This is a genomic window from Sphingobacterium micropteri, from assembly GCF_014692515.1.
Classification (GTDB): Bacteria; Bacteroidota; Bacteroidia; order Sphingobacteriales; family Sphingobacteriaceae; genus Sphingobacterium; species Sphingobacterium micropteri.
Window position 1 is genome coordinate 533,251 of sequence record NZ_JACOIK010000001.1, and the last position, 23,425, is coordinate 556,675.

Here is a 23,425-nt window from a genome sequence, read left to right on the forward strand (position 1 = left end):
GTTTTATATATTTTGTGCTAACAATTAATTAATTCTTTTGAATTATTTTACACCGTCATTTTGACGCATGAATTCTAAAATACTTCGAGCTTCGGTCTCGCTTAGATTTTGGTTAGGCATGCGCACTAAGCACAATTCTAATTGCGCTTGTAATTCAGGGTCTTTATCAATCATCGGATCCGGATTTGTAATGAAGTTCATGATCCATTCCGGCTTGTGTTTTTCGGAAACACCGGCCCATCCTGGCCCTACCAAACGCTCCTCTGTATACTTATGGCAACTGGCACACTTTACGTCGGCAATAGTTTTGCCTTCTTTGGCCATGGCCACATCCAGCTGGTCACCCACCTCCACAGCATCAAATTTTCCTTCGCCACGATTAGGGTCGTATGTGCTCGCGTCAGACGTTTTGGTTTTTTCTTCTGGGAAGGAACGGTTAGTTTGTTGATTGTTGTTACTGTTTGAATTACAGGCATATAAAAATATGCCAATCATGCAAAGTGTCATTAATTTTTTCATCTTATTTCTCTCGTTAGTTATCATTTAAACATTTCTTTTTTGTATTTGTTTTACAAAGCTACCGCAGGATACAAGGTGTATTTTATGCGTTTGGTCATAAAGTAGTTCGGTATGGAGATTGAATCTGATTTTATTAATGTTAAGTTGCTGTTTTTTAATTGATTAGGTGTTTAATTGATTCTTGTCACTTCTTGGGATGATTTCCATCAATTGTTTTACGGGAGATAAACGTTTACTTTGTAAACAAGTAATCTATATAATAGCGACTTATGATTCCTGTCGATTTACTTTTGGAAAACGGAGCAGCTTATCGGAAAACCGAGCCTGGAGAGATTATTTTTAATGAAGGCGGGGTTGCAACTTATTATTACCAATTGGTGGAGGGACGTATCAGATGGTGTAACCTTATGGACGATGGCCGAGAAGTGCTCCATAAAATTGTTGAACCCGGTGATATTTTTGGAGAATTGCCTCTTTTTGACAACGGCGTATATGCGGCGAGCGCTATTGCTGATGTCGCCTGCACCTTATTACGCTTGCGCGTGGATACGTTTAAGCAATTATTAGAAGAATATCCGGCGATTCATATTGATTTTTCCAGATCAATGGTAAGCGACCTGCGTTTTAAGTTCATGTTGACAGATATTGTTAGTCGAAATTCTCCGGAGGATATCATTACCGCCCTTATTCAATATCTGAACCAGGAAAAGAAATTGATTTGCCAGGATTGTAACCGTTTGATGTTGACACGGCAACAATTGGCGAACATGACCGGTCTACGGGTGGAAACTATTATACGGGCGATCAAAAATATGGAGCGGAACGAACGTGTAAGTATCATTAGAGGAAAAGTGTTTATACCCGCAGATGGTATTGGAGGGATTTCGTAATATGTTAGGTTTTATTCAAAAAAATACCGTTCGCCATTGGCTTATTGTGGCGGTCTTAAATTTGTTGATTGTGGCAGGTTTTGGACTTTTGATGCGCCTAAAAACTATTTTTCCCCTCACTTGGGTTAATCAAAAGTATATTATGCATGCGCATTCACACTTTGCTTTTTCCGGATGGGTGTCCCATGCTTTAATGGTTTTGATGTTGATGGCTATATTTCGCTTGCGTGCGAATGATCCGTTGCCATCGCGTTATCAATATATCATTACGGCTAATCTGTTGGCATCTTTTGGGATGCTTGTTTGTTTTACCTTGCAGGGATATGGGCTTTATGCAATCATTTTTTCGACGCTAACGCTATTTATATCCTTTATTTTTGCCGGAATCGGTTGGCGGGATATCGGACGATCTACCATTCCGTCGGTGGTGAAATATTGGTTTAAAGCCGCCTTGTTCTTTTCGGCTTTATCGTCATTAGGAACATTTTCACTGGTGCGGCTGATGGCTACACAACAGTTGGATCCCCTAAAGCAATTAGCTTCGGTATATTTTTATCTCCATTTTCAATACAATGGTTGGTTTCTGTTTGTCTGTTTAGGTTTATTTCTCTATTGGCTTTATGGTAGCAGCGGTGTAGTGGCGTGCAGCAAACGGCTTTTTTGGTTATTCTTTTCTTGTGTTATTCCGGCCTATTTCCTTTCCGTTTTGTGGTGGAAGGCCTTCCCCGATTGGCTATATGTGATTGTAGTGGCTACCGTTTTGTTACAATTGGGTATATGGCTTCGGTTTGTACGCCAGGTGTTTCTTTCCTTTAGAGAAGGAAACGCCTTACAAGCGATAAACCCAACAACTAAAATTATCTGGACAGGGATAATGGGGGCTATTTTTCTTAAAATACTATTGCAGGCGGCATCTGTAATACCATCGTTGAGCCAACTGGTTTATGGCTATCGACCTATTGTGATCGCTTATTTGCATTTAGTGCTTCTGGTTATTATTTCGCTTTTTATCGTAGGTTTTGCTTTTCAGATGCATATCCTGCACCTAAACAAAATCGTGCACCGGTGGATGATGGGATTGGCCATTGGTGTGGTGCTTAATGAATTTGTGCTGATGCTCCAAGGGATCGGTGGGCTCGTGCGGGTTTACGTGCCATATACAAATCATTTTTTAGTATTGGCTGCGGGTATTATCGTAATTAGTGTATGTGGTATTTTATGGAAACAAAGAAACTTTCAGTAGAGATATACAAGATAGGTATCTCTACTGAAAGGTGTAAGAGACGGTTAACGGTGTTCGACTACACCAATGTATAATGGTGCTTTTTCATCGCCAGCTTTGCCTGTTAACATAATGGTGTAATAAGAACGGTCCAATAAACCTGTTCCATTGTCTTTTTTATATTCTCGCTTTGCTATTTCGTTGCCATCTGCATCGGTGACTTTGAACGTGTAAACGCCGCTCTTTTGTACTTTAAAAGCCTGGTTTGCTACAACAGATGCTCCGGTTTCTATCGGTCTATTGCTGTATAGAGGCTCATCTTGACCTTCAATAAGTAAATTTACACCGTCTACACCATCTGCGAGGTTTAAAAAGCGTATACCGGATTCGTTTTGACGGAGGTTTTCGATGACTTTATCCTGTGTCATGGCAAATATAGGATCTTCGTTCGTACCATACACAAAAGAGGTATAACCGCTGTCCACCTTAATAGTCAAGGTAGTGTCGATTAAAACGGTTTGATCGTTGTTGTAGTTTGTTATCGTTAATTTACGGCTTCCTGGGTACAACAGCTGTGCGCCTGAAAAGGTTTGGTACTTTAATACCATTGGACTGCCATCGAGTGGGTTACCAATAATATTACCGTCGAGACGATATAATAAACCCGACTCTGCCCCTGCATAGCTATTTACGAAATACATAAGTCCTGCCGCAGGCATGTTGTTCCATGGGCCCTCATCGTTATCCTTCAAACAGCTGCTGAAGGTAAGGACAGTGATAAGTAATAAAAAACAAGATTGTAGTGATAACTTTTTCATCGTATTAAATCATTTTTCCATATGGTAATGAACTCTTATATGCTTATTTACGATCCTCTTTGCGAAGTAGTAGCTTATGCAAGTTTCGTTTACTCGATATGTTTTAGAAATTATACGGGATACAGAAAGAAAATGCTACAGTGTAAAAGAACATTTTTTTATTCTTGCTGATTAGCTATCGTTTCTTTTTTCTTTTCGTGTCTTTGATTGAAATTAGATAATGCCATAATCCTCGGGATACTGCTATGCGGTGCTAACTCCCGCAATTTTTTTATTCGTTTAGCACGTTTATAAACTTTGATTTTTTTGTTGTTTTTGTAAAGGTTCCAATTCATTAATAGAACACTGCCAAGTACGACAACTAAGCCTATGATCTGTAACGAAGTCACACGATGGTCGGTGAAATAATGGGCTAATACTAAAGCTACGATAGGGTTAATATAGGCATGTGTACTAACCTCGGTGGTGGGACGATACTGGAGCAACCATATATAGCTGCCGAATGCTAAAATAGAACCCATAGTTGCGAGATATAGGATAGCTCCCCAGTCTTCCGGCAATACATCACGTATCTGAAAGCGGGCGTATTCACCATTCACAGAAGCAACCACGGTAAAGGCGATACCCGCACAGACCATCTGCCAAGCTGTTTTTACCATGACATGTATATCTTCTTCTCCACGTTCCTGCATCTGTTGGTTTCTTTTTTCTTTACTGTATTTGGATATCAAAGAACCTATCGTCCACGCGATTGTTCCGCAGACCAAAACAAACATGGCTGTGATTTTGATGCTTTTATCTCCCGAAGGATCTGCCTGTACAAAAAGCTGTTCGGCAAACAACATAAAAACGCCTAAAAAGCCGAAAATTAACCCTAATACCGTGGGTAAGCTCGAAAAGTTCTCTTTCCATTTTGGTTTATCAAGTACAACAAACCATATCGCTGTTGCTGCAGCAATAATGCTGACGATACCACTCGATATATATTGTTCTGACCAGATAACGGCAGCCATGTCGATAAATAGCAGTAAAAACCCCACAAAGAGTGCATCCTTAACGGCCGTTTTTGCGAAAAGCTTATATCCTTTTACATAACAATATCCCATTAGGATGGAGCCTGCTAAGATGAACCGGATAGAACCCAGGACAAACGGACTGAAACTATGTAATGCTTTTTCTATAAAGAAAAAAGTAGAGCCCCACACGATGTATACTACAAGGTATGCAAAGATAATGCTGCTTGTGGCTGGCATATTTTGATTTCCTTTTGTCATATTATCCTTAATCTTCTGTCGGAATAACGAGTTTTTGCTCTTCTTTTACTGTTTCTAAAACGATGGTGGTGCGCGTGGAAATGATTTCTTGTATTTTCCCTAATGCATTCCGCATCAGGTCTACTAATCCAGCAGCGTCGTTGGTCCGCACTTTAATCAAATAGCCGTCATCACCGGCAATATCGTGTACTTCTTGTACCTCGGGAATCTTCGCTAAAAGTAATCCTACTTTTTGCGTTCCAATAGGATCTTGTGCCTTAATAAAAATAAACGACAGCAGCTTCTGATCGAGCGCATCCGGATTAATCTTCGCATTATATTGCAGAATAACCTGTTTCTGTTCTAATTTCTTGACGCGCTCCAGAATAGCGGAAGGCGCCATACCGAGTTCCCGTGCGATATCTGCATTGTTTGTGCGCGCGTTTTCCTGCATGATGCGCAGTATCTGATAATCAATTTGATCTAAGCTAAACTCTAATTTTCCCATCTTGCTGCAAAGATAAGTGTTTGTGAATAATATTCAAAATATTATAATATATACAGAATAATATTCTTTTAATATTATATTATAATGATTATTGTTTGATGTTTGTGTTTTTTATAAAATTGTACAAAAATCTTTTCTCCGTCTCTTTTTCGTCTACGCAAATGCACAATCCACCCTCAACAATAAAATGCCGCATCCGAATGTTTTACAACTGTACAAATTCATCCTTAGTACTGCCCCAAATGTAAAAGATTCAAAGCGGCGAGGTTTATGAACATGTGTTTATTTTTGTGTTCATGAGCTCCCGTTGGTCGGTTTAGTTCTTTTTACGGGAAAAAGAACATAAATTTGTTTCTGTTATATACGAAAACAAACGTGCAAATTATACATGAACTAAACCGGCTGTCTTCCTTATTAATGGGAGAGTTGTTTTATTTACCCGAAAACCCAACACACCAGACGATGCGGTTGGCTTATTCCACCGATGCTTCTGTATACCAGGAACTTCCGCTTGCTGTGGCGATCCCACAGGGCAAAGACGACTTGAAGAAACTTATTTTGTTTGCTGGAGAACAGCATCTAACGCTCATTCCGCGGACAGCGGGTACGTCGCTTGCGGGACAAGTGGTGGGAAGTGGTATTGTCGTTGACGTATCTCGCTGTTTTAATCAGATATTGGAACTAAATGTAGCGGAACGTTGGGTGCGCGTGCAACCCGGTGTGATTCGCGATGATCTCAATAGTTATCTCCGGCCGTACGGCTTGATGTTCGGTCCGGAAACGTCCACCGCAAGCCGTGCTATGGTTGGTGGTATGATTGGTAATAATTCATCCGGTTTGCATTCGATAGTCTGGGGAGATACGCGCAAGAACTTGTTGGAAGCGAAGGTACTGCTCGATGATACGTCAGAGGTGGTTTTTAAAGCGTTGGATGAAGCCGGACTTTTCGAAAAACTGGCGTCGTCGACGCGTGAAGGCGAAATTTATCGTAAATTGAATGCGTTGCTATCCCTTCCGGAAAATAAACAGGCAATTGTATCCGGTTACCCTAAAAAAACATTGACTCGACGGAATACGGGATATGCATTAGATTTCCTGGTAGACGAGAAGAAACCATTCAATTTATGTGATTTGTTGGCGGGATCAGAAGGAACGATAGGTATTGTGACCGAAGCGAAGTTAAGTTTAATGCCGCTTCCACCTAAGGAGATCGGTTTGTTGTGTGTACATTTTGCCGATATGGTAGAATGTATGGAGGGTAATATCGTCGCTTTATCTCACCATCCTGAAGCTTCGGAGTTGGTTGATAAATATATATTGGACTTTACGGTAGGGCATCCTACGTATCAGTATAATCGTTTTTTTATTGAAGGTGATCCACAAGCATTACTGATTATCGAGTTCCGTGCAGATGAAGAGACCGAACTTTATCAAAAAGCGGAGGCATTGAAAAAGGATCTCGTGGAGAAGAAGTTGGGTTATGCGTATCCTTTTATTGTCGGTCTACAGCAAACAAATCTGGTTTGGGATGTACGTAAGGCGGGATTGGGTTTGATACGGAATCTGCCAGGCGATGAACAACCCGTCAATCTAATTGAAGATTGTGCCGTATCCCCGGAAGATCTGCCGGCGTATGTAAGCGATATACAGGTTTTGCTGAAAGAAGAAAATGTGCATGCTTCCTATTATGCGCACGCCGGTGCGGGCGAATTACATATCGAACCGTTTATCAATCTGAAAACGACAGAAGGGCGTCAGCAGTTCCGTGCGATATTAGAGCGTACCACGGATTTGGTGTTGAAATATAATGGATCGTTGAGTGGTGAACATGGTGATGGGCGTTTGCGGGGCGAGTTTATTGGAAAAGTGTTGGGCGAACAGGTGTATCAATTACTGCAAGAAACAAAGGCGATTTTTGACCCTCGTGGTGTATTTAACGCAAATAAAATTGTTAATACACCGCCAATGGATACCTCCTTACGTTACGATAAGGTAGTAGATGGTAAGCAGATACAAACCTATTTTGATTTTACAAAAGAGGAAGGAATTTTGCGTCTGGCTGAAAAATGTTCTGGTTCCGGTGATTGTCGGAAAACGGAAATTACCGGCGGTACGATGTGCCCGTCTTTTATGGCAACCCGCAATGAAAAAGATACTACGCGCGCAAGAGCGAATATGCTCCGTCAATTTCTCACAAATTCGACGAAAACAAATCGGTTTGACCATGAGGAGATAAAAGAAGTAATGGATTTATGCTTAAGCTGTAAGGCTTGTAAAAGTGAATGTCCGTCGCGTGTAGACGTTGCCAAGATGAAAGCGGAGTTTTTGCAGCATTATTATGATGCCCATGGGGTGCCTTTCCGTTCGTTGGTGATCGCCAATTTTACCAAAAGTCAGCGGTTGGGTTCGTATGTTGCGCCAATCTATAATTTGGTCGTTAAAACCCCATTTTTTGCAAATATGGTAAAATCGGTGGTTGGATTTGCGCCTAAACGTTCGTTGCCGACTGTTCATTTCACGACGTTGTCCAAATGGGCGCGGAAGCAACCCGCACAAAACCGGAGACGAAAAGTATACCTGTTCAGTGATGAGTTTACGGAATACAACGATACCGCTATTGGTATAACGGCATATAAATTGCTCACCTCATTGGGGTACGAAGTCATTATACCCAAGCACGTGGAAAGTGGACGAACATATTTATCCAAAGGTTTTGTAAAAGAAGCGAAGGAAATAGCGGAAAGAAATGTGGAACTCTTAAAGGATCTGATAACGGAAGATACACCGCTTTTGGGAATAGAACCGTCTGCCATTATCACCTTTCGGGATGAATATGTTGATTTGGTAGGGGTGCATTTGCACGAAGCAGCGAGCAAGTTAGCCAATCGCACCTTGATGATTGATGAATTTCTGGTTAGGGAAATGGACGCGGGTAAGATTCAGCAGGAACAGTTTACAAAAGTGGCGAAGAAGGTCAAGTTGCATGGGCACTGTTATCAAAAAGCATTTCACCTAGTTGGTTATACAGAAAAATTATTATCGTTTCCCCAAAATTATAGTGTGGAAGTTATCCCTTCGGGCTGTTGCGGCATGGCGGGATCTTTCGGATACGAAGAAGAGCATTATGAGGTGTCAATGAAAGTAGGGGAGCTTGTACTGTTGCCAGCAGTACGTGCCACGGATGAGCAAACGCTTATTGCTGCTGCAGGAACATCTTGTCGGCATCAGATTAAGGACGGTACCGGACGAAAATCCTACCATCCCGTAGAAATATTATATGATGCTTTGGTACGATAAACAATTTATTCGTATTTTGCTTTTTTTAAAGTTAGGGTATTAAGAAGTTAGAGAGTTAGACCCGTCTCACTCCTTAACTCTTTAACTCTCTCACTTTTTTAAAATATAAAAACGTTCAAAGAAAACGATATATACAGATGAAAAGGACAATTTTACAGGCAGCAGCAGTCATGATGTTGGCATCAACATTAACAAGCTGCGGAAATAATCAAAAAGGTAATGAGCATGCCACAGAAGATGCCTTAACGGCGAATCTTGGGCAGTATGTCGCAACGTCTACGACGGATAATCCCGCAATATTCTTGTCGTTAGTCAACTCCACAGAAACCGATTCCTCCATAGTGTATGTTGGAAAATCGTTGAACGATACGGATACACTGGGGCTGCAGATTGAAATAACAAAAGATATTCCGGGTGGTGTCTTTGAAGATGGAAATGTAAATGAGGAAAAAGCCTTCCACGAAGGTGCTATTAAATTTAGCTCGATCGGCGAAGCGTCTGACAGATTTGTAAAGGCTGTAGCGACTTTGTACGAACAGCCAGTTGATGGCGGAATGACAGATGCGATACTCGAGCCTCTTGTATTCTCTTCCAATAAAACAGCAGTCGATCTGACAGGAAATGGAACCTATGCATTTAAATTATTTTTTGCCAACAGTATCGGTGAAGAAGCGGAGGTGTTTGCAGAATTGAATTTGTATAACCGCTCCTTTAAAATGTGGGCGAAAGATGCGGACCAATATCCACGTATATTGTCGGCATTTACAGGTGGTTTGTAAAGAAAGCGGGGAATGATGAAATATATTTTTCTTTTGCTAGTGGCAATTGCTGGTCTGTTACCGTTACATGCCGCAACCGTCGATACGATTACCGTACAGAGTGTACGAATGAGCAAAGACATCAAAGCGGTTGTTATTTCTCCGGAAAATAAAAAAGCAACGTCGACACTCTATTTATTGCACGGCTATTCGGGTAATTACGCGAGTTGGTTGCAGACTGCTCCCCATATCAAACAGCTTGTCGATACCTATGGCTATATGGTCGTTTGTCCAGATGGCGGTTTCGATAGTTGGTATTGGGATACGGAAACTTCCGATTATCAATATGAAACATTTATTACCAAAGAACTTATACCTTTCGTTGAACGACAATATCAAGTCGGATCTGACCGCGCCAATCGTGCGATAACGGGATTGAGTATGGGAGGGCATGGCGCTTTGTACCTAGCGTTTCGCCATCAGGATCTATTTGCTTTTGCAGGTAGTACCTCCGGTGGTGTGGATATTCGGCCTTTTCCAAATAACTGGAGTATGAAAAAACGTCTTGGCGATTATCATGAAAAACCAGCGGTTTGGAATGCCCATACGGTTATCGAATTGACGCATCTTGTTAAACCCCAATCGCTTCAGTTATTTATAGACTGTGGAACAGAAGATTTCTTTTTTGAGGTGAACAATAAATTACATGAAAAGCTTACGTATATGAATATACCGCATCATTATCTGACGATGCCGGGTAAACATAACGGCGAATATTGGGCACGCTCGATAGATTTTCAAATGGGTTTTTTTGCACAATGTTTCCAAGATCAAAATGCTAAGAAATAGACCGATAGATGAATAGGTTGTGGTTGATTTTTGCTGTTCTGTTTGGTAGTATAAATGCGTTTGCACAACAGGTCGTGCTCAATGGCGTCATTCGGGATGCCGAATCTGGGGAAACGTTAATTGGGGCGGTTGTATTGGCAGAGCCGGGTCTGCAAGCAGCAAGCACCAATGCGTATGGCTTTTACTCGTTGGCGCTGTCGGAGGGAAAACATCGGGTCACCTTTAGTTACGTCGGTTACCAATCCCATTCGGAAGAGATAGATATAAGTGACAGCCAGCGGCTGAATGTAGAGCTCCGTCGAGGGAATAATACACTAGAGGAGGTTGTTGTTTCGGCAGAGCGGAAGGACGATAACGTCTCTAATCCACAAATGGGTGTGCTTAACTTTACGATGGAGGAAGTTAAAAATGTTCCGGTGGTTTTTGGAGAAAGAGATTTGTTAAAGACTATACAGTTATTGCCGGGGGTGCAGAGTGGGGGAGAAGGCTCATCCAATTTTTATGTCCGCGGTGGTGGTGGTGACCAAAATCTTATTTTGCTTGATGAAGCAACGGTATATAATGCTTCGCATTTATTGGGATTCTTCTCTACTTTCAACTCGGATGCGATTAAGGATGTACAGCTTTATAAAGGTGGGATCCCGGCTCAATTCGGCGGACGTATCTCGTCCGTTTTGGATATTGCGATGTTGGATGGTAACCAAAAGAAATTGACGACTGAAGGGGGGATAGGTCTTATCGCTTCCCGTCTGAAAGTAGAAGCGCCTTTAATCAAAGATAAAAGCTCGTTTATGATCAGCGGACGTCGAACCTACGCGGATATGTTCCTGAAGTTGTCAAACGATGATGATGTCAATAAAAGTAAACTTTATTTCTATGACCTCAACGCGAAACTCAATTTTAGGTTTAATGATAAAAATACACTCTATCTATCGGGCTATTTTGGTAAGGATGATTTAGGCTATTCCGATCTCTTTAATTTTGATTGGGGAAATGCTACGGCAACCGTACGATGGAATCATATTTTTAGTGATAAGTTGTTCAGTAACACTTCCTTGATTTACAGTGACTTCACTTATAATGTGCAGGTGTCCAGCGATGATAGTAACTTTGGTATAGCATCTAAAATTCGTAATTGGAATTTCAAACAGGATTTTTCCTATTATCAAAATCCGATAAGTACCTGGCGTTTTGGTGTTCATGCTTTACAGCAATCTATTTATCCGGCAAGTATAACGGCAGGCGAGAATACATCTGTTAATTCCATTGATGTCGACAATCGTCAGGGCGTAGAAGTAGCTGCGTATGTATCGCATACCTGGAGTCCTCTTGATTGGCTTTCGGTACTGTATGGACTTCGTGCTACCGATTTTATGGTGATGGGGCCGGGTACATTTTATACGTATGATGATGACGGCGAAGCTGTCGCAGAGCACTATTACGGGAGGGGGACAGTTGCAAAGCATTATTTGAATGTCGAACCACGGTTGTCAGCCAGTTTTCTGCTGAATGAGCAACATAGTATCAAAGCGTCGTATAACCGTATTGCGCAAAACCTACATCAATTGACCAATACGACCGCAAGTTTGCCTACCGACCAATATGTGGTGAGTAGTTTGAATATCAAACCCCAAATTGCAGACCAAGTTGCTGTCGGATATTTCCGGAATTTCAAAGACAACCGATATGAATTTTCGGTAGAGACTTATTATAAACACATGGATAACCAGATAGATTTCCGAAACGGGGCAGATCTGCAAGCAAACCAGTATCTGGAGGGGGATCTGCTGTACGGAATCGGAAGGGCCTATGGTGTTGAAGCATATCTTCGGAAAAGTACGGGTAAGCTGCACGGATGGATCAGTTATACACTTGCCAGAAGTGAACGTAAATTTGATGAAATTGATAATGGCCAATGGTTTAGGGCACGTCAGGATAGAACGCATGATGTTTCGGTGGTCAGTATGTATGAACTATCAAAAAAATGGACGTTAGGAGCTACGTTTGTATACTATACGGGAAATGCCGTGACGTTTCCAAGTGGTAAATATGAAGTGGACGGAAAAACAATGTTCTATTATACAGAAAGAAACGGGTACCGCATGCCCAATTATCATCGATTGGATTTGTCTGCTACCTATGAGCCTGTTCTTTCCGATAAGCGTTTTCGCTCGAGTTGGACGTTTGGTGTTTATAATGCTTACAATAGAAGGAACGCCTATATTATCGACTTCCGGGAGAACAAGAACAATACAAATATAACGGAGGCGTACAAGATAGCGCTCTTTGGTATCATTCCCTCTGTTACGTGGAATTTTAAATTCTGATGATATGAATATGCAGCGCTACATCTATATATTATGTACATTGTTATTTTTTTCGGCGTGCGAGGAAATAATTGATGTGAACTTGAACGATGCAGATCCTCGGGTGGTGATTGAAGCAAACCTCTCGAATTTACAGTCTACACAACGTATAAGAGTATCCAAAACAGTGGCTTTTAACGAGCCTGTGAACTCGGTTGGTGTGACCGATGCGGTTGTACTTGTGCTAGATAGCAGGGGAGGATATCATAATTTTCAGCACGAACGAGATGGGAATTATGTAGCCAGAGATTTTACGCCGGTACCGGAACAAATCTATTCTTTATATGTAGAAGCGGAAGGGGAATCGTTTCATTCTTCCTGTTATATGCCTACCTATGTAGACGTCGATTCTACGGGTATTGTCCGTGAAAATATTCTAGGAGATAGCTATTATTTTGCGACTTTCAAATTTAATGACCCTGCCGATGTAGCTAATTATTATAAATATGATATCTCGATAAATGATGCAAATTATCGCTTCTCTACGGTGTTTCAAGATAAATTCAACGATGGGCTATATGTTACACACCAGGTTTCTGATTTGGATGCGGAGTTGAATCCGGGAGATTATATTTCGGTGCGGCGTTATTGCATAGATGAAAAGGTGTTTGACTATTGGAATGAATACCAAAGTACAAATCCCGGTTCTGCGGCTCCGGGAAACCCTACCTCAAATATTTCCAATAATGCGCTGGGCTATTTTTCGGTCGCCTCCGCACAGGAATTTCGGCTGCAGATCATGGACATGGATTTCGACTGGGATAGCCTTGATGATAGCGCTATTTCGATGCCGTAAATCACAACACACCAAAATCATACCCTGATCGTTTGAGATAAGCAATTACCTTGGGCAATGCATACCTTACGCGAGGTAATGCTTTGATATTGTCGTGAAAGACGATAATAGAACCGTTTCTGACGTGCCGAACGACATTTTGGTAACATTTTTCCGGGCTAATCTGTTCGTCGAAATCACCGGATAGTACATCCCAAAATACCACTTCATAGGTGTTGTGCAACACATTTAACTGTGATTTTTTTGCACGTGCATAGGGCGGACGAAATAAGGTCGTACCTGTTAATTGCTGGCATTTTGCGATATTATCCAGATAAACGCTGTCGGCTGTATCCCATCCCCGTAGATGATTGTAGGTATGATTACCCACTTGATGTCCTTCTGCGAGAATACGTTCATATAGTGCCCTGTTCTTTTCGATATTATCCCCAACGCAAAAAAAAGTAGCTTTGATTTGATGTTCAGCAAGCGTATCCAATATAAAAGGCGTAACCTCCGGAATCGGGCCGTCGTCGAAAGTCAAGTATACTTTCTGTTGTTTTCTAGACTTATTGAACGTTACCTTTGGGTAGTACCATCTTAAAAAAAAAGGTGCTGTAACAAAATACATGTTGATAATATCAGATTTTTGTCCCAAATTTAAAAATCATTTTATGCTTAATTAATCAAATGACACGAAAAATATCCTATTATATTGTATTATTCTTCATTTTGTTCGTTATAGAGGTTCCCATAGGATATGCACAAGTAACATTACAGGAGGCCGTAGAGACAACATTAGAACGTAATCTACAAATTAAACAAGCCGAATTTGGGTATCAGATCAGTGAGCAGAATCTTTATCAATCGAAATCGGAATTGTATCCGAATTTGAGTGTTGGTGTTAGCAATACTTATAATTATGGTTTGACGTTTGATCAAACTTCGGGGCAATTGATTCGGGGGAATGATTGGACAACGAGTGCGGGCGGACAGTTGTCTTCCAGTGTAGCGATATTTCAGGGCTTTCAAAAAGTCAACCAAATCAAAGCGAATAAAATCCAACTCGCTGTTGATGCCACGGAAGTGGAGAAAGTCAAAAATGATTTGATATTGTCCGTCGTAACGAACTATCTGGAAGCCATTACGAATGGTGAATTATTTGAAGCTGCCGCACAACAGGTTAAACTTTCTCGCGAACAATTGCGGCAGGATAGTATCCAGTTCCAAGTCGGAAACAAAACATTAGCCGATTTGGCGCAAGCCGAAAACCAAGTGGCGACGGATGAACTGAACATTATGTCGTCTGAAAATGCCTATGAATTATCATTGCTCAATTTGAAACAATTGATGGAACTGTCTCCCGACACAACTTTTACGCTGGAAAGACCTAGTATTGCCGATATTATGGCTGAATATGCGATTACTTCTTTCGATGATGTGTTTAAGAAAGCGTTGCTGACCCAGCCCGCTATCGAACAGGCCAGCTACTATAAGGAATTGGCACTCAAAAATATTGATATTGCGAAAGGCGCTTATTACCCTTCGCTAAGTCTAAATGCAGGATACGGAACAAATTATTCCTCTAGAGCAACAGACATTATTACGGGAGAACAAATGAAGTTTTATAACCAGATTAATGAAAATAAGTCTTTTCAAGGAGGAATCAGTCTGCAAGTCCCGATCTTTAATAACAACCGGACAAAAGTAGCGGTAAATAAAGCAAAGATAGGCTATTTACAAGCGGAAAATGAAGAAGCACTGGCACGCAGAAATCTGGAAAAAACTATTGCACAGGCTATTTTGGATTTAAGATCTGCCAATAAGCAGTATTTCGCTTCCCAGGTAGCCTTCAATACATCGAAAGTAGCCTATGAAACAATTAAGGAGCGTTATGATGTGGGCATGGCCAATTCGATGGAAATGTTTACCGCACAAACAAATATGAATAGTGCAGAATTTGAAATGATCCGTCGTAAATACGAAATGGTATTTCGTGGAAAGGTCATTGATTATTATATCGGAAACCCTATAACTTTTTAACTATATCTTCATGGCAAAGAAAAAGAGCAACCTTCCTAAAATATTGGTCATCTCTGCAGTAGTAATCTTGATATTCGTGGTATTAGGCAGTAAGTTCGGTTGGTTTGGTGACGGAGGCGTGCAACAAGTCGCAGTGGATGACGTAGCAGAGAGAACCATTTCGGAACTTGTTTCGGCGAGTGGAAAGGTTCAACCGGAATTCGAGGTGAAATTGAGTTCGGAAGTTTCGGGCGAGATTATAGAACTGAATGTCCGTGAAGGGCAGATTGTCAAAAAAGGAGATGTATTATGCCGTGTAAAACCCGATTTGTTACAATCTAGCTATGATCAAGTGGTAGCCATGGTTAGCCAACAAAAAGCTAATTTAGCAGCATCACAACAGATGCTGAAGCAACAGGAGGCAAGCCTTATCAACGCGGAGGCTATCTATAACCGAAGTTTGGAACTCTTTAATAAAAAAGTCATATCGGCATCAGAGATGGACAAAGCAAGAGCAGATTATGAAGTTGCACGTGCCACGGTGGAATCGCAGCGTCAGCAAGTCGAAGCTTCCCGGTTTGGCGTGAACCAGTCACAAGCGCAATTACAGGAAGCAGGAAATAGCTTGTCGCGTACCACCATATATGCGCCTTCGGACGGTGTTGTCTCTTTGCTGTCCATAGAACTTGGTGAGCGGGTCGTAGGGACAGCACAGATGGCGGGAACGGAAATTATGCGTATCGCCAATATGACCACGATGGAAGTGAATGTGGAAGTAAACGAAAATGATATTAACCGGGTAAGGGTGGGTAATGAGGCGACCATAGAGGTAGATGCTTTCCAAGGACGTAAGTTTAAAGGGCTTGTAACCGAAATTTCCAGTTCGTCTACTTCTGCAGGTTCCGAAACCGTAGCAACAACCGCCGAACAAGTGACAAATTTTAACGTGAAAGTGCGTATTGAGGCATCTTCTTATGAAGATCTGATAGATGATGATAATAAAAATTCTTCTCCTTTTAAACCGGGTTTGTCGGCAACCGTACAGATTCATACAAAATCGGATAAAGGTTTGGTCGTGCCTATTCAAGCAGTAACCGTTCGAGAGAATGCAAATAAAGCAGATTCGGTAGATAATGCTGCTGTAAAAGAGTATGTGTTTGTGTTGAATGGAGATGTGGTTAACATGACGGAGGTAACAACCGGTATTCAAGACGATAATAACATTATTGTTAAATCGGGTTTAAAATCAGGCGATCGGGTCGTGTCAAGACCTTTCAATGCCATTTCTAAGATTTTGCAGGATGGTACGCGGGTAAAAGAAGTCGAGGCAAGTGCCCTAAATTAGACTTATTATATAATTAAATAGTTAGAGTAGGTTAGAGAGTTAGATCTGTCTCACTTTCTAGCTTTTTAACTTTCTAACCTCAAAATGTACATTTATGAAAAGATTAGCCCTTCTTTTCGGAATGAGTGAGAACGAACGCAGAGGATTTCTGGTGTTATTGGTTCTTATCGGTCTGATAGGAGGTATACCTTTTGTATATAGCTTTTTTCGTCAGGTGGCTACCGATGACATATTGGTCATATCCACTATCGCCGCGGCAGAACAAAAAGCGTTCGAGCTTAAAAAAACGTTTGAATCCAATGCGGAAGAAATACACGCATCCCATAACCTAGCCGAAAAACCATCCTTTTCCTTTGACCCGAATAATTTACCTGCCGAGAAATGGAAAATGTTGGGATTTACCGAAAGGCAAATACAGGTCATTAAAAATTATGAATCCAAAGGCGGACGTTTTCGTACAAAAGCGGATGTCGCTAAAATGTATGTTGTTTCTGATGAAGACTTTAAGCGATTAGAACCTTATATTCTCTTACCCGAAACCCTTCCTGCTCAACCGCGTCAAGTTGCTTTTTCCCCAGAGAAAGCTCCAGAGCCGTCAACAAGGAAATTATGGATTGACTTATCCACAGCTGATACGACAACGTTGAAAGAAATTCAGGGTATCGGTTCGGTACTGGCTTCGCGCATTGTCAAATTTCGAGATGCACTGGGCGGTTTTCATCGCGTTGATCAAGTAAAAGAGGTGTACGGTGTTTCCGAAGAACAATTCCTAAAAATGGAATCTTCGTTGACATTGGGTGATAATGCTGTTGAGAAATTGGCGATAAATCAGTTGTCGGTAGATAAGCTCGCACAGCATCCTTATATTTCCCGTAAAGAGGCTACGCATATTGTACGTTATCGGGAGCAGCATGGGGCTTTTGGCTCGTTGGCGGATTTAGAAGAGATGTATGCATTAAATGATGATTTTTTACGTAAAATTGCACCTTATTTAGATTTTAATTGAAAAGCATGCTAGAAGAACGTCTTAAATCCGTAATTCGGGATATTCCCGATTTTCCGCAACGGGGCATAGTCTTTAAAGATATTACACCTATTTTAAAAGATCAGCAACTCTGTAGTGAGATTGTCGATCAATTGGTAGCGCATTTACAAGGTACGAAAATCGATGCCATAGCAGGGATAGAAAGCCGTGGCTTTTTATTCGGTATGCTCCTCGCAAACAGGCTGAATATTCCTTTTATTCCTATTCGAAAGCAGGGAAAGTTACCTTTTAAAACAATATCGGAATCTTATAAGCTCGAATACGGACAGGCAACTATCGAGGTACATGAAGATGCGTTTGCTCCAGGAAGTAAGGTGTTGATCCATGACGATTTGCTGGCCACAGGAGGGACCGTCGTAGCGGCTTCTAAGCTATTGGAAAAACTGGGAGCGGATATTGTCGGCTATACGTTTATCATTAGCCTAGACTTCTTGCAGAGCCAGGGACGTTTGACACGCTTTACGGACCGGGTGATTTCGCTGGTGCGGTTTGATGCTTAAATAAGCCCTCAATGTGGTAATACTTGTCACCTAGAATCAATACAGACTGCTGTTTTTCCAGACTATATCCTTTACCCTTGGCATAATGAAGTGTTTCATGGGTTTCATACAATGAATTTTGAATGTTTCGTTGTATACGAAATGCCGTGGGCTCTCCATGCTCACTGTACTCAATTTCAACAAGTGCGATATCAATTTTTGGATCTGATGAGGTTATTTTGATTTTATTAGCGGTGCTATCTTTCGTCAAGATGCCCGCGTATACAGGTTTGTTTAGGTCTACCGAGACAAAACTGGAAAGTTCATTTTCCCAATCGGTGATTTGTATTTCTTTGGTTTCGGACAGACTGTCCTTGACCACCGTTTTGTCTACAACCGGTTTTTCCTGCATCAATCGTGCTATTTCCGTTTTAAAGTAATCCGGGATATCGAAATAGGTCTCCCTTGTTACATTTCCGTCTCCGGGATTGGGAGTGCATGATAAGCATAAAGCAGTAACAGCTGTTGCTATTACTGCTTTATAATATGTATTTCTGTTTCTATACCAATACATCACCACCCATATCTGCTGGAATATCGGCCTTTAATAATTTTAATACGGTGGGCGCAATGTCGCCCAATTTTCCGTCTTTAATTTGCTGATAATCTTTATCTATTAAAATACAAGGTACGAGGTTGGTGGTATGGGCCGTATTTACAGAACCGTCTTCATTAATCATGAATTCGGAGTTCCCATGATCGGCTAGGATAATAAAAGAATAACCGTTTTCTAATCCTGTTTCTACTACTTTTTTCGTGCAGCTATCTACTGTTTCTACCGCCTTTACAACCGCTTCGAAAACGCCAGTGTGTCCGACCATATCGGGGTTGGCAAAGTTTAAACAGATAAAATCCGGTTTGTTTTCTGTTATATCATTGCAGATTGCCGTCGTAATACCTTCCGCACTCATTTCAGGCTGAAGATCATACGTCGCTACTTTCGGAGAAGGAATAAGCAATCGACGTTCACCCGGGAACTCTTCTTCGCGTCCTCCGGAAAAGAAAAAAGTAACGTGTGGGTACTTCTCTGTTTCTGCAATACGAACTTGCGTTTTGTTTTGAAGGCTTAATACTTCCCCCAAGGTATTCGTCAAGTTCTCTTTTTGAAATACGACGTGTACATTTTTAAATGTCTCGTCATAGGAAGTCATCGTTACATAATATAACGACAACGGATGCATATCGTATTTAGGGAAATCTTGTTGTGTCAATGCAATGGTGATCTCACGACCCCGGTCGGTACGGAAATTATAACAGAATACAACATCACCCTCTTGAATGGTAGCCAGCGGTTTCCCATCCTTATCTGTGACGACAATGGGTTTAATAAATTCGTCGGTAATGCCATCGTTATACGATGCTTTTATCGCTTGTTTTACATCTGTCGTCGGATTACCCGTCCCTTTGGTTAGTAAATCATAGGTTTCCTTGACACGTTCCCAGCGGTTATCTCTGTCCATGGCATAATAGCGTCCGATAGCACTTGCGATGGTTCCGGTGGAGTGTGTTAAATGGTTTTGTAGATCTTCTATATAACCTAGTCCGCCTTTAGGGTCGGTATCGCGTCCATCCATAAAAGCATGGATAAATACTTGATCTTGCTGAAGTCCGTTTTGCTGTGCAGCATCACAAAGTGCTTTCAAATGATCAATATGTGCGTGTACACCGCCGTCGGACAATAATCCGATAAAGTGTACCTTTTTTCCTTCGGCTTTAGCATATTCAAAAGCCTCTTTGATGACGGTGTTAGCATTGAAATCTCCTTCATTAGCGGCTTTGTTTATACGCCCAAGTTCTTGATAGACCGTACGACCGGCACCAAGGTTCATGTGACCTACTTCTGAATTCCCCATTTGTCCCTCTGGAAGCCCTACCGCTTCTCCTGAAGCTTCTAAACGGGAATTTGGATAAGTGGCTAATAAATGATCTAAAAAAGGCGTTTTTGCTGCGCGTACAGCGTTTGAATTATCATCTTTGCCGTAGCCTAAACCATCTAAGATTAGTAATGCTACTCTTTTGTTTTCTAAATTGCTCACTTTACAAATTTACATAAAATGCATTGGACTCACCAATACCAAACTCAATAAACTGAATTTTCTTTAGAAGCTATTGCTCCCCTGAAACTATGGGTAACTATATGACGGTCAAGATCAATTTAGATACCCGTTAGTTGGCATAGTTTTAGCGTGTTCCAGAAGAGAAATAGAAATAAGATTTATGAAATATTATAAAGAGGTGTTTAAGTATGCGGTGTTGGTTTTATGGTGCATGATGGGTATGTTAGCATTTGCAATGAATACTTCTTTTGACGATGCGGTAAAGAATGCATCAGCAGCTATAAAAGAAGGAAATGCGAAAAAATTGAGTGCTATTTTTGATAACAGTGTCAATCTTTCCGTCAAGCAAGATGAGGGAGCTTTTACAAAATTTCAAGCTGAGCTGCTATTGAATGATTTTTTTCAAACGAATAAAGTAGATGGATTGAAAGAGGAACAGCGCGCCAATACTTCAACCACGTCGTTTGTTGTCTTTTCATTGAAAGCCAATGCAAAAAACTATCGGGTATTTATAAAATTTGTACAGGCTAACAATAAGGATTTTAAGATTGCCGAGATACGAATTGAGTAGCGACAGACTGTTAAAAATTGACATAGGATTTTATAATAAAATATATTTTTGTCATCTTCGCTTATTAATTTAATTCGAATAAATGGCGGTAGAGTTGAGTAAACTGGAGCAGTTTGTGGCGTTAGCACTGCAAGAAGATGTAGGAGATGGCGACCATACTTCCTTATCCACTATTCAAGAAAACGTACGGGGAGAAGCAAAACTGCTTGTAAAAGATACAGGTGTTCTTGCAGGTGTTACCGTGGCGGTAGCAATTTTTAATATTATAGATCCAAATTTAAAGATTAATGTGCTATTGGAAGATGGGGCAGAAGTCAAATCTGGAGATATAGCTTTTTTTGTGCAAGGTAGCGTGCACAGCATCTTAAAAGCGGAACGATTGGTATTGAACGTCATGCAGCGCATGTCGGGAATTGCTAGCCGGACCAATCTCTACGCTAAGCAATTAGAAGGAACGAAGGCGAAAGTCTTAGATACCCGTAAAACCACGCCGTTATTACGCTTTTTGGAGAAAGAAGCAGTGCATATCGGGGGAGGGGCTAACCATCGGATTGGACTCTATGATATGATGCTTATCAAAGATAATCACGTAGACTATGCCGGCGGTATTTCCAATGCGCTAACGCGTGCCCAAGCTTACCGAACGGAGAATAGGTTGTCTATTCCTATCGAAATAGAAGTGCGGAGTTTTCAAGAACTGGAAGAAGTATTGGCCAATGAATATGTGGACCGGGTGATGTTTGATAATTTTACGCCAAAGGAAGTAGAGAAGGCCGTAGAGCTTGTGGGAGGACGTTTGGTGACGGAGGCTTCTGGGGGAATTACCTTGGAAACTATTCGCGATTATGCCTTGGCCGGCGTAGATTATATTTCGGTGGGCGCATTAACACATTCTGTAAAAAGTTTGGATTTAAGCTTAAAAGCTAAAATTGTATAGTTATCTTTAGGAAGCTTAAATTAATATATGATTTCGATTTATCTAATAGGCATAGTTATCTTAGCTTATCTATTTGGCTCCATCCCATCCGCGGTGTGGTTTGGTGAGGCTTTCTATGGGGTAGATGTGCGGGAGTATGGAAGTGGGAATGCAGGAGCGACGAATACCTTTCGGGTATTAGGTAAAAGAGCCGGGTCGATTGTCATGTTTGTCGATATATTCAAAGGCTGGACAGCCACCAATTTACCTTTTCTTTTAGATGCTACTGTTGTTGGTATACCTAGTTCTATGCAATTTGTAAACTTCCAATTAGCACTAGGCGTTATTGCCGTATTGGGACATCTTTTTCCCATTTTTGCGGGATTTCGGGGCGGTAAAGGCGTAGCGACGCTATTCGGGATGGTCATTGCCATTCATCCGGAAGCAGCGCTATGTTGTGTAACAGTATTTTTGTTGACATTGCTCATCACACACTATGTATCGCTTAGTTCCATATTAGCAGGTTTTACCTTTCCTTTTAGTATTGCATTTGTTTTTCACACATCTGTTCCGGCCGTGTTACTCTATGGGATAGCCATCTGTGCGTTGATATTGGTCACCCATCAAAAAAACATTGAAAGGCTTTTGAAGGGACATGAATCCAAGATTTATTTGTTTAAGAAGAAGAAGGTGTAAGATTATATCTTCCTTTTTTAGAAAAAAGGCGTGTTAAGGAGAGTTGGTGAAAGTGGAGGAGGATGACCGTATTTTGTAGCTGAAAAATGTCATATATTTAGCTTTTAGGCATAGGATTTGTATTATATTATTTTTATCTGTTACGTTTGTAGACAAACTAAATGATTATGAAAAAGATTTTTAAATATACTTCTCTAGCGGCTATTATAGCGATTATGGCGGCGTGTTCTACCGTACCACTTTCTGGTAGAAAACAGTTAGCATTGGTAAGTGATGACCAGATACAGCAGCAAGCGGCTGTAGCGTATAAGGAATTTTTGGGTGATCCCAATACAAAAGTAGTTACCGGTACATCGGATGCCACATTAGTGAAAAGAGTGGGGAATAATATCGCTGCGGCCGTAAATCAGTATTTGAAGGCGGAAGGCCTTTCAGACCAGTTTAATTTTAATTGGGAATTTAATTTAGTGCAAAGTGCCGATGTGAATGCTTGGTGTATGCCTGGCGGGAAAGTTGCGGTATATACAGGTATCTTGCCGTTTACGGCTAATGAAGATGGTTTGGCTACGGTAATGGGACATGAGATAGCACATGCTATAGCTCGCCACTCGATGGAGCAGATGTCCAACCAATACGCGTTGCAGGTAGGTGCGCAGGTTTTAGGTGTGGCAACATCCGGAAAAAGCTCCATTGTACAAGGGTTAGTAAACAATGCTTACGGTATCGGCGGACAGTTGGCATTATTGAAATACTCGCGTAGCAACGAATCGGAAGCGGATCAGCTCGGTTTGATGTTTATGGCGATGGCTGGGTATAACCCACAGCATGCGGTATCTTTTTGGGAACGTATGGCTGCGGCGAAATCAAAAGCTAATGCACAACCGGAATTTTTGAGTACCCACCCGAGTGATGCCAGGCGGGTGGCCGATATTGAGAAGCTTATCCCTCAGGCGATGCAATACTATAAGCGATAAGATAA

At 41.3% G+C, this 23,425-nt stretch carries 22 protein-coding genes; 15 read left to right on the plus strand and 7 right to left on the minus strand.

Annotated features, from left to right (window positions below; translation table 11 throughout):
- Nucleotides 1–42: 42 nt before the first annotated feature.
- Nucleotides 43–495 (minus strand): c-type cytochrome, encoded by a 453-nt coding sequence (locus H8B06_RS02360; RefSeq protein WP_223857424.1) that lies wholly within the window; start codon nt 493–495, stop codon nt 43–45.
- Between the two features lie 293 nt (nt 496–788).
- Here H8B06_RS02360 and H8B06_RS02365 point away from each other — a divergent pair, with 293 nt between their 5' ends.
- Both H8B06_RS02365 and H8B06_RS02370 read left to right on the plus strand, forming a co-directional pair.
- Nucleotides 789–1,409, plus strand: a complete 621-nt coding sequence (locus tag H8B06_RS02365) for a Crp/Fnr family transcriptional regulator (protein WP_190992657.1) — start codon at nt 789–791, stop codon at nt 1,407–1,409.
- The gene (locus H8B06_RS02370; protein WP_190992658.1) at nt 1,387–2,652 is read left to right on the plus strand and encodes a hypothetical protein; all 1,266 of its coding nucleotides are present in this window, start codon (nt 1,387–1,389) and stop codon (nt 2,650–2,652) included. The genes H8B06_RS02365 and H8B06_RS02370 overlap by 23 nt, the downstream gene beginning before the upstream one ends.
- A gap of 44 nt (nt 2,653–2,696) precedes the next feature.
- On the opposite strand, the gene H8B06_RS02375 is transcribed toward H8B06_RS02370, so the two are convergent.
- From H8B06_RS02375 to H8B06_RS02385, 3 genes are all read right to left on the minus strand, one after another.
- Nucleotides 2,697–3,449: a DUF4397 domain-containing protein gene (locus H8B06_RS02375; RefSeq protein ID WP_190992659.1), complete on the minus strand. Its 753-nt coding sequence runs from the start codon at nt 3,447–3,449 to the stop codon at nt 2,697–2,699.
- Between the two features lie 158 nt (nt 3,450–3,607).
- On the minus strand, nt 3,608–4,723 hold the full coding sequence (locus H8B06_RS02380; RefSeq protein WP_190992660.1) for a DMT family transporter: 1,116 nt from the start codon (nt 4,721–4,723) through the stop codon (nt 3,608–3,610).
- Between the two features lie 7 nt (nt 4,724–4,730).
- Complete coding sequence (locus H8B06_RS02385; protein ID WP_190992661.1) at nt 4,731–5,210, minus strand: Lrp/AsnC family transcriptional regulator; 480 nt, start codon at nt 5,208–5,210, stop codon at nt 4,731–4,733.
- A 375-nt stretch (nt 5,211–5,585) separates the two neighbouring features.
- Between H8B06_RS02385 and H8B06_RS02390 the strand changes: the two genes are divergently transcribed.
- From H8B06_RS02390 to H8B06_RS02410, 5 genes are all read left to right on the plus strand, one after another.
- The gene (locus tag H8B06_RS02390; RefSeq protein ID WP_317170829.1) at nt 5,586–8,507 is read left to right on the plus strand and encodes an FAD-binding and (Fe-S)-binding domain-containing protein; all 2,922 of its coding nucleotides are present in this window, start codon (nt 5,586–5,588) and stop codon (nt 8,505–8,507) included.
- Between the two features lie 137 nt (nt 8,508–8,644).
- A complete protein-coding gene (locus tag H8B06_RS02395; RefSeq protein WP_190992662.1) occupies nt 8,645–9,286 on the plus strand; it encodes a hypothetical protein in 642 nt (213 codons plus the stop codon).
- 12 nt (nt 9,287–9,298) lie between these two features.
- On the plus strand, nt 9,299–10,114 hold the full coding sequence (locus tag H8B06_RS02400; protein WP_190992663.1) for an alpha/beta hydrolase: 816 nt from the start codon (nt 9,299–9,301) through the stop codon (nt 10,112–10,114).
- A gap of 8 nt (nt 10,115–10,122) precedes the next feature.
- On the plus strand, nt 10,123–12,441 hold the full coding sequence (locus tag H8B06_RS02405; RefSeq protein ID WP_190992664.1) for a TonB-dependent receptor: 2,319 nt from the start codon (nt 10,123–10,125) through the stop codon (nt 12,439–12,441).
- Between the two features lie 4 nt (nt 12,442–12,445).
- Nucleotides 12,446–13,276 (plus strand): DUF4249 domain-containing protein, encoded by an 831-nt coding sequence (locus H8B06_RS02410; RefSeq protein WP_223857425.1) that lies wholly within the window; start codon nt 12,446–12,448, stop codon nt 13,274–13,276.
- A 1-nt stretch (nt 13,277) separates the two neighbouring features.
- On the opposite strand, the gene H8B06_RS02415 is transcribed toward H8B06_RS02410, so the two are convergent.
- Nucleotides 13,278–13,886 carry a polysaccharide deacetylase family protein gene (locus H8B06_RS02415; RefSeq protein WP_190992666.1) on the minus strand — a complete coding sequence of 203 codons (609 nt, stop codon included), beginning with the start codon at nt 13,884–13,886 and terminating at the stop codon, nt 13,278–13,280.
- Between the two features lie 59 nt (nt 13,887–13,945).
- Here H8B06_RS02415 and H8B06_RS02420 point away from each other — a divergent pair, with 59 nt between their 5' ends.
- From H8B06_RS02420 to H8B06_RS02435, 4 genes are all read left to right on the plus strand, one after another.
- Nucleotides 13,946–15,298, plus strand: a complete 1,353-nt coding sequence (locus H8B06_RS02420) for a TolC family protein (protein ID WP_190992667.1) — start codon at nt 13,946–13,948, stop codon at nt 15,296–15,298.
- Between the two features lie 10 nt (nt 15,299–15,308).
- Nucleotides 15,309–16,622, plus strand: a complete 1,314-nt coding sequence (locus H8B06_RS02425) for an efflux RND transporter periplasmic adaptor subunit (RefSeq protein ID WP_190992668.1) — start codon at nt 15,309–15,311, stop codon at nt 16,620–16,622.
- A gap of 94 nt (nt 16,623–16,716) precedes the next feature.
- Nucleotides 16,717–17,628: a helix-hairpin-helix domain-containing protein gene (locus tag H8B06_RS02430; protein ID WP_190992669.1), complete on the plus strand. Its 912-nt coding sequence runs from the start codon at nt 16,717–16,719 to the stop codon at nt 17,626–17,628.
- A gap of 5 nt (nt 17,629–17,633) precedes the next feature.
- Nucleotides 17,634–18,167, plus strand: a complete 534-nt coding sequence (locus tag H8B06_RS02435; RefSeq protein ID WP_190992670.1) for an adenine phosphoribosyltransferase — start codon at nt 17,634–17,636, stop codon at nt 18,165–18,167.
- On the opposite strand, the gene H8B06_RS02440 is transcribed toward H8B06_RS02435, so the two are convergent.
- Together H8B06_RS02440 and gpmI are read right to left on the minus strand one after the other, a co-directional pair.
- Nucleotides 18,127–18,720 carry a hypothetical protein gene (locus H8B06_RS02440; RefSeq protein WP_190992671.1) on the minus strand — a complete coding sequence of 198 codons (594 nt, stop codon included), beginning with the start codon at nt 18,718–18,720 and terminating at the stop codon, nt 18,127–18,129. The genes H8B06_RS02435 and H8B06_RS02440 overlap by 41 nt on opposite strands.
- Nucleotides 18,707–20,242 carry a 2,3-bisphosphoglycerate-independent phosphoglycerate mutase gene (gene gpmI, locus H8B06_RS02445; RefSeq protein ID WP_190992672.1) on the minus strand — a complete coding sequence of 512 codons (1,536 nt, stop codon included), beginning with the start codon at nt 20,240–20,242 and terminating at the stop codon, nt 18,707–18,709. The genes H8B06_RS02440 and gpmI overlap by 14 nt, the downstream gene beginning before the upstream one ends.
- 181 nt (nt 20,243–20,423) lie before the next feature.
- Here gpmI and H8B06_RS02450 point away from each other — a divergent pair, with 181 nt between their 5' ends.
- From H8B06_RS02450 to H8B06_RS02465, 4 genes are all read left to right on the plus strand, one after another.
- Complete coding sequence (locus tag H8B06_RS02450) at nt 20,424–20,834, plus strand: DUF4783 domain-containing protein (RefSeq protein WP_190992673.1); 411 nt, start codon at nt 20,424–20,426, stop codon at nt 20,832–20,834.
- Between the two features lie 82 nt (nt 20,835–20,916).
- Nucleotides 20,917–21,771 carry a carboxylating nicotinate-nucleotide diphosphorylase gene (nadC, locus tag H8B06_RS02455; protein WP_223857426.1) on the plus strand — a complete coding sequence of 285 codons (855 nt, stop codon included), beginning with the start codon at nt 20,917–20,919 and terminating at the stop codon, nt 21,769–21,771.
- Between the two features lie 27 nt (nt 21,772–21,798).
- Complete coding sequence (gene plsY / locus H8B06_RS02460) at nt 21,799–22,446, plus strand: glycerol-3-phosphate 1-O-acyltransferase PlsY (RefSeq protein WP_190992674.1); 648 nt, start codon at nt 21,799–21,801, stop codon at nt 22,444–22,446.
- 167 nt (nt 22,447–22,613) lie between these two features.
- Nucleotides 22,614–23,420 carry a M48 family metallopeptidase gene (locus H8B06_RS02465; protein ID WP_190992675.1) on the plus strand — a complete coding sequence of 269 codons (807 nt, stop codon included), beginning with the start codon at nt 22,614–22,616 and terminating at the stop codon, nt 23,418–23,420.
- Nucleotides 23,421–23,425 lie beyond the last annotated feature (5 nt).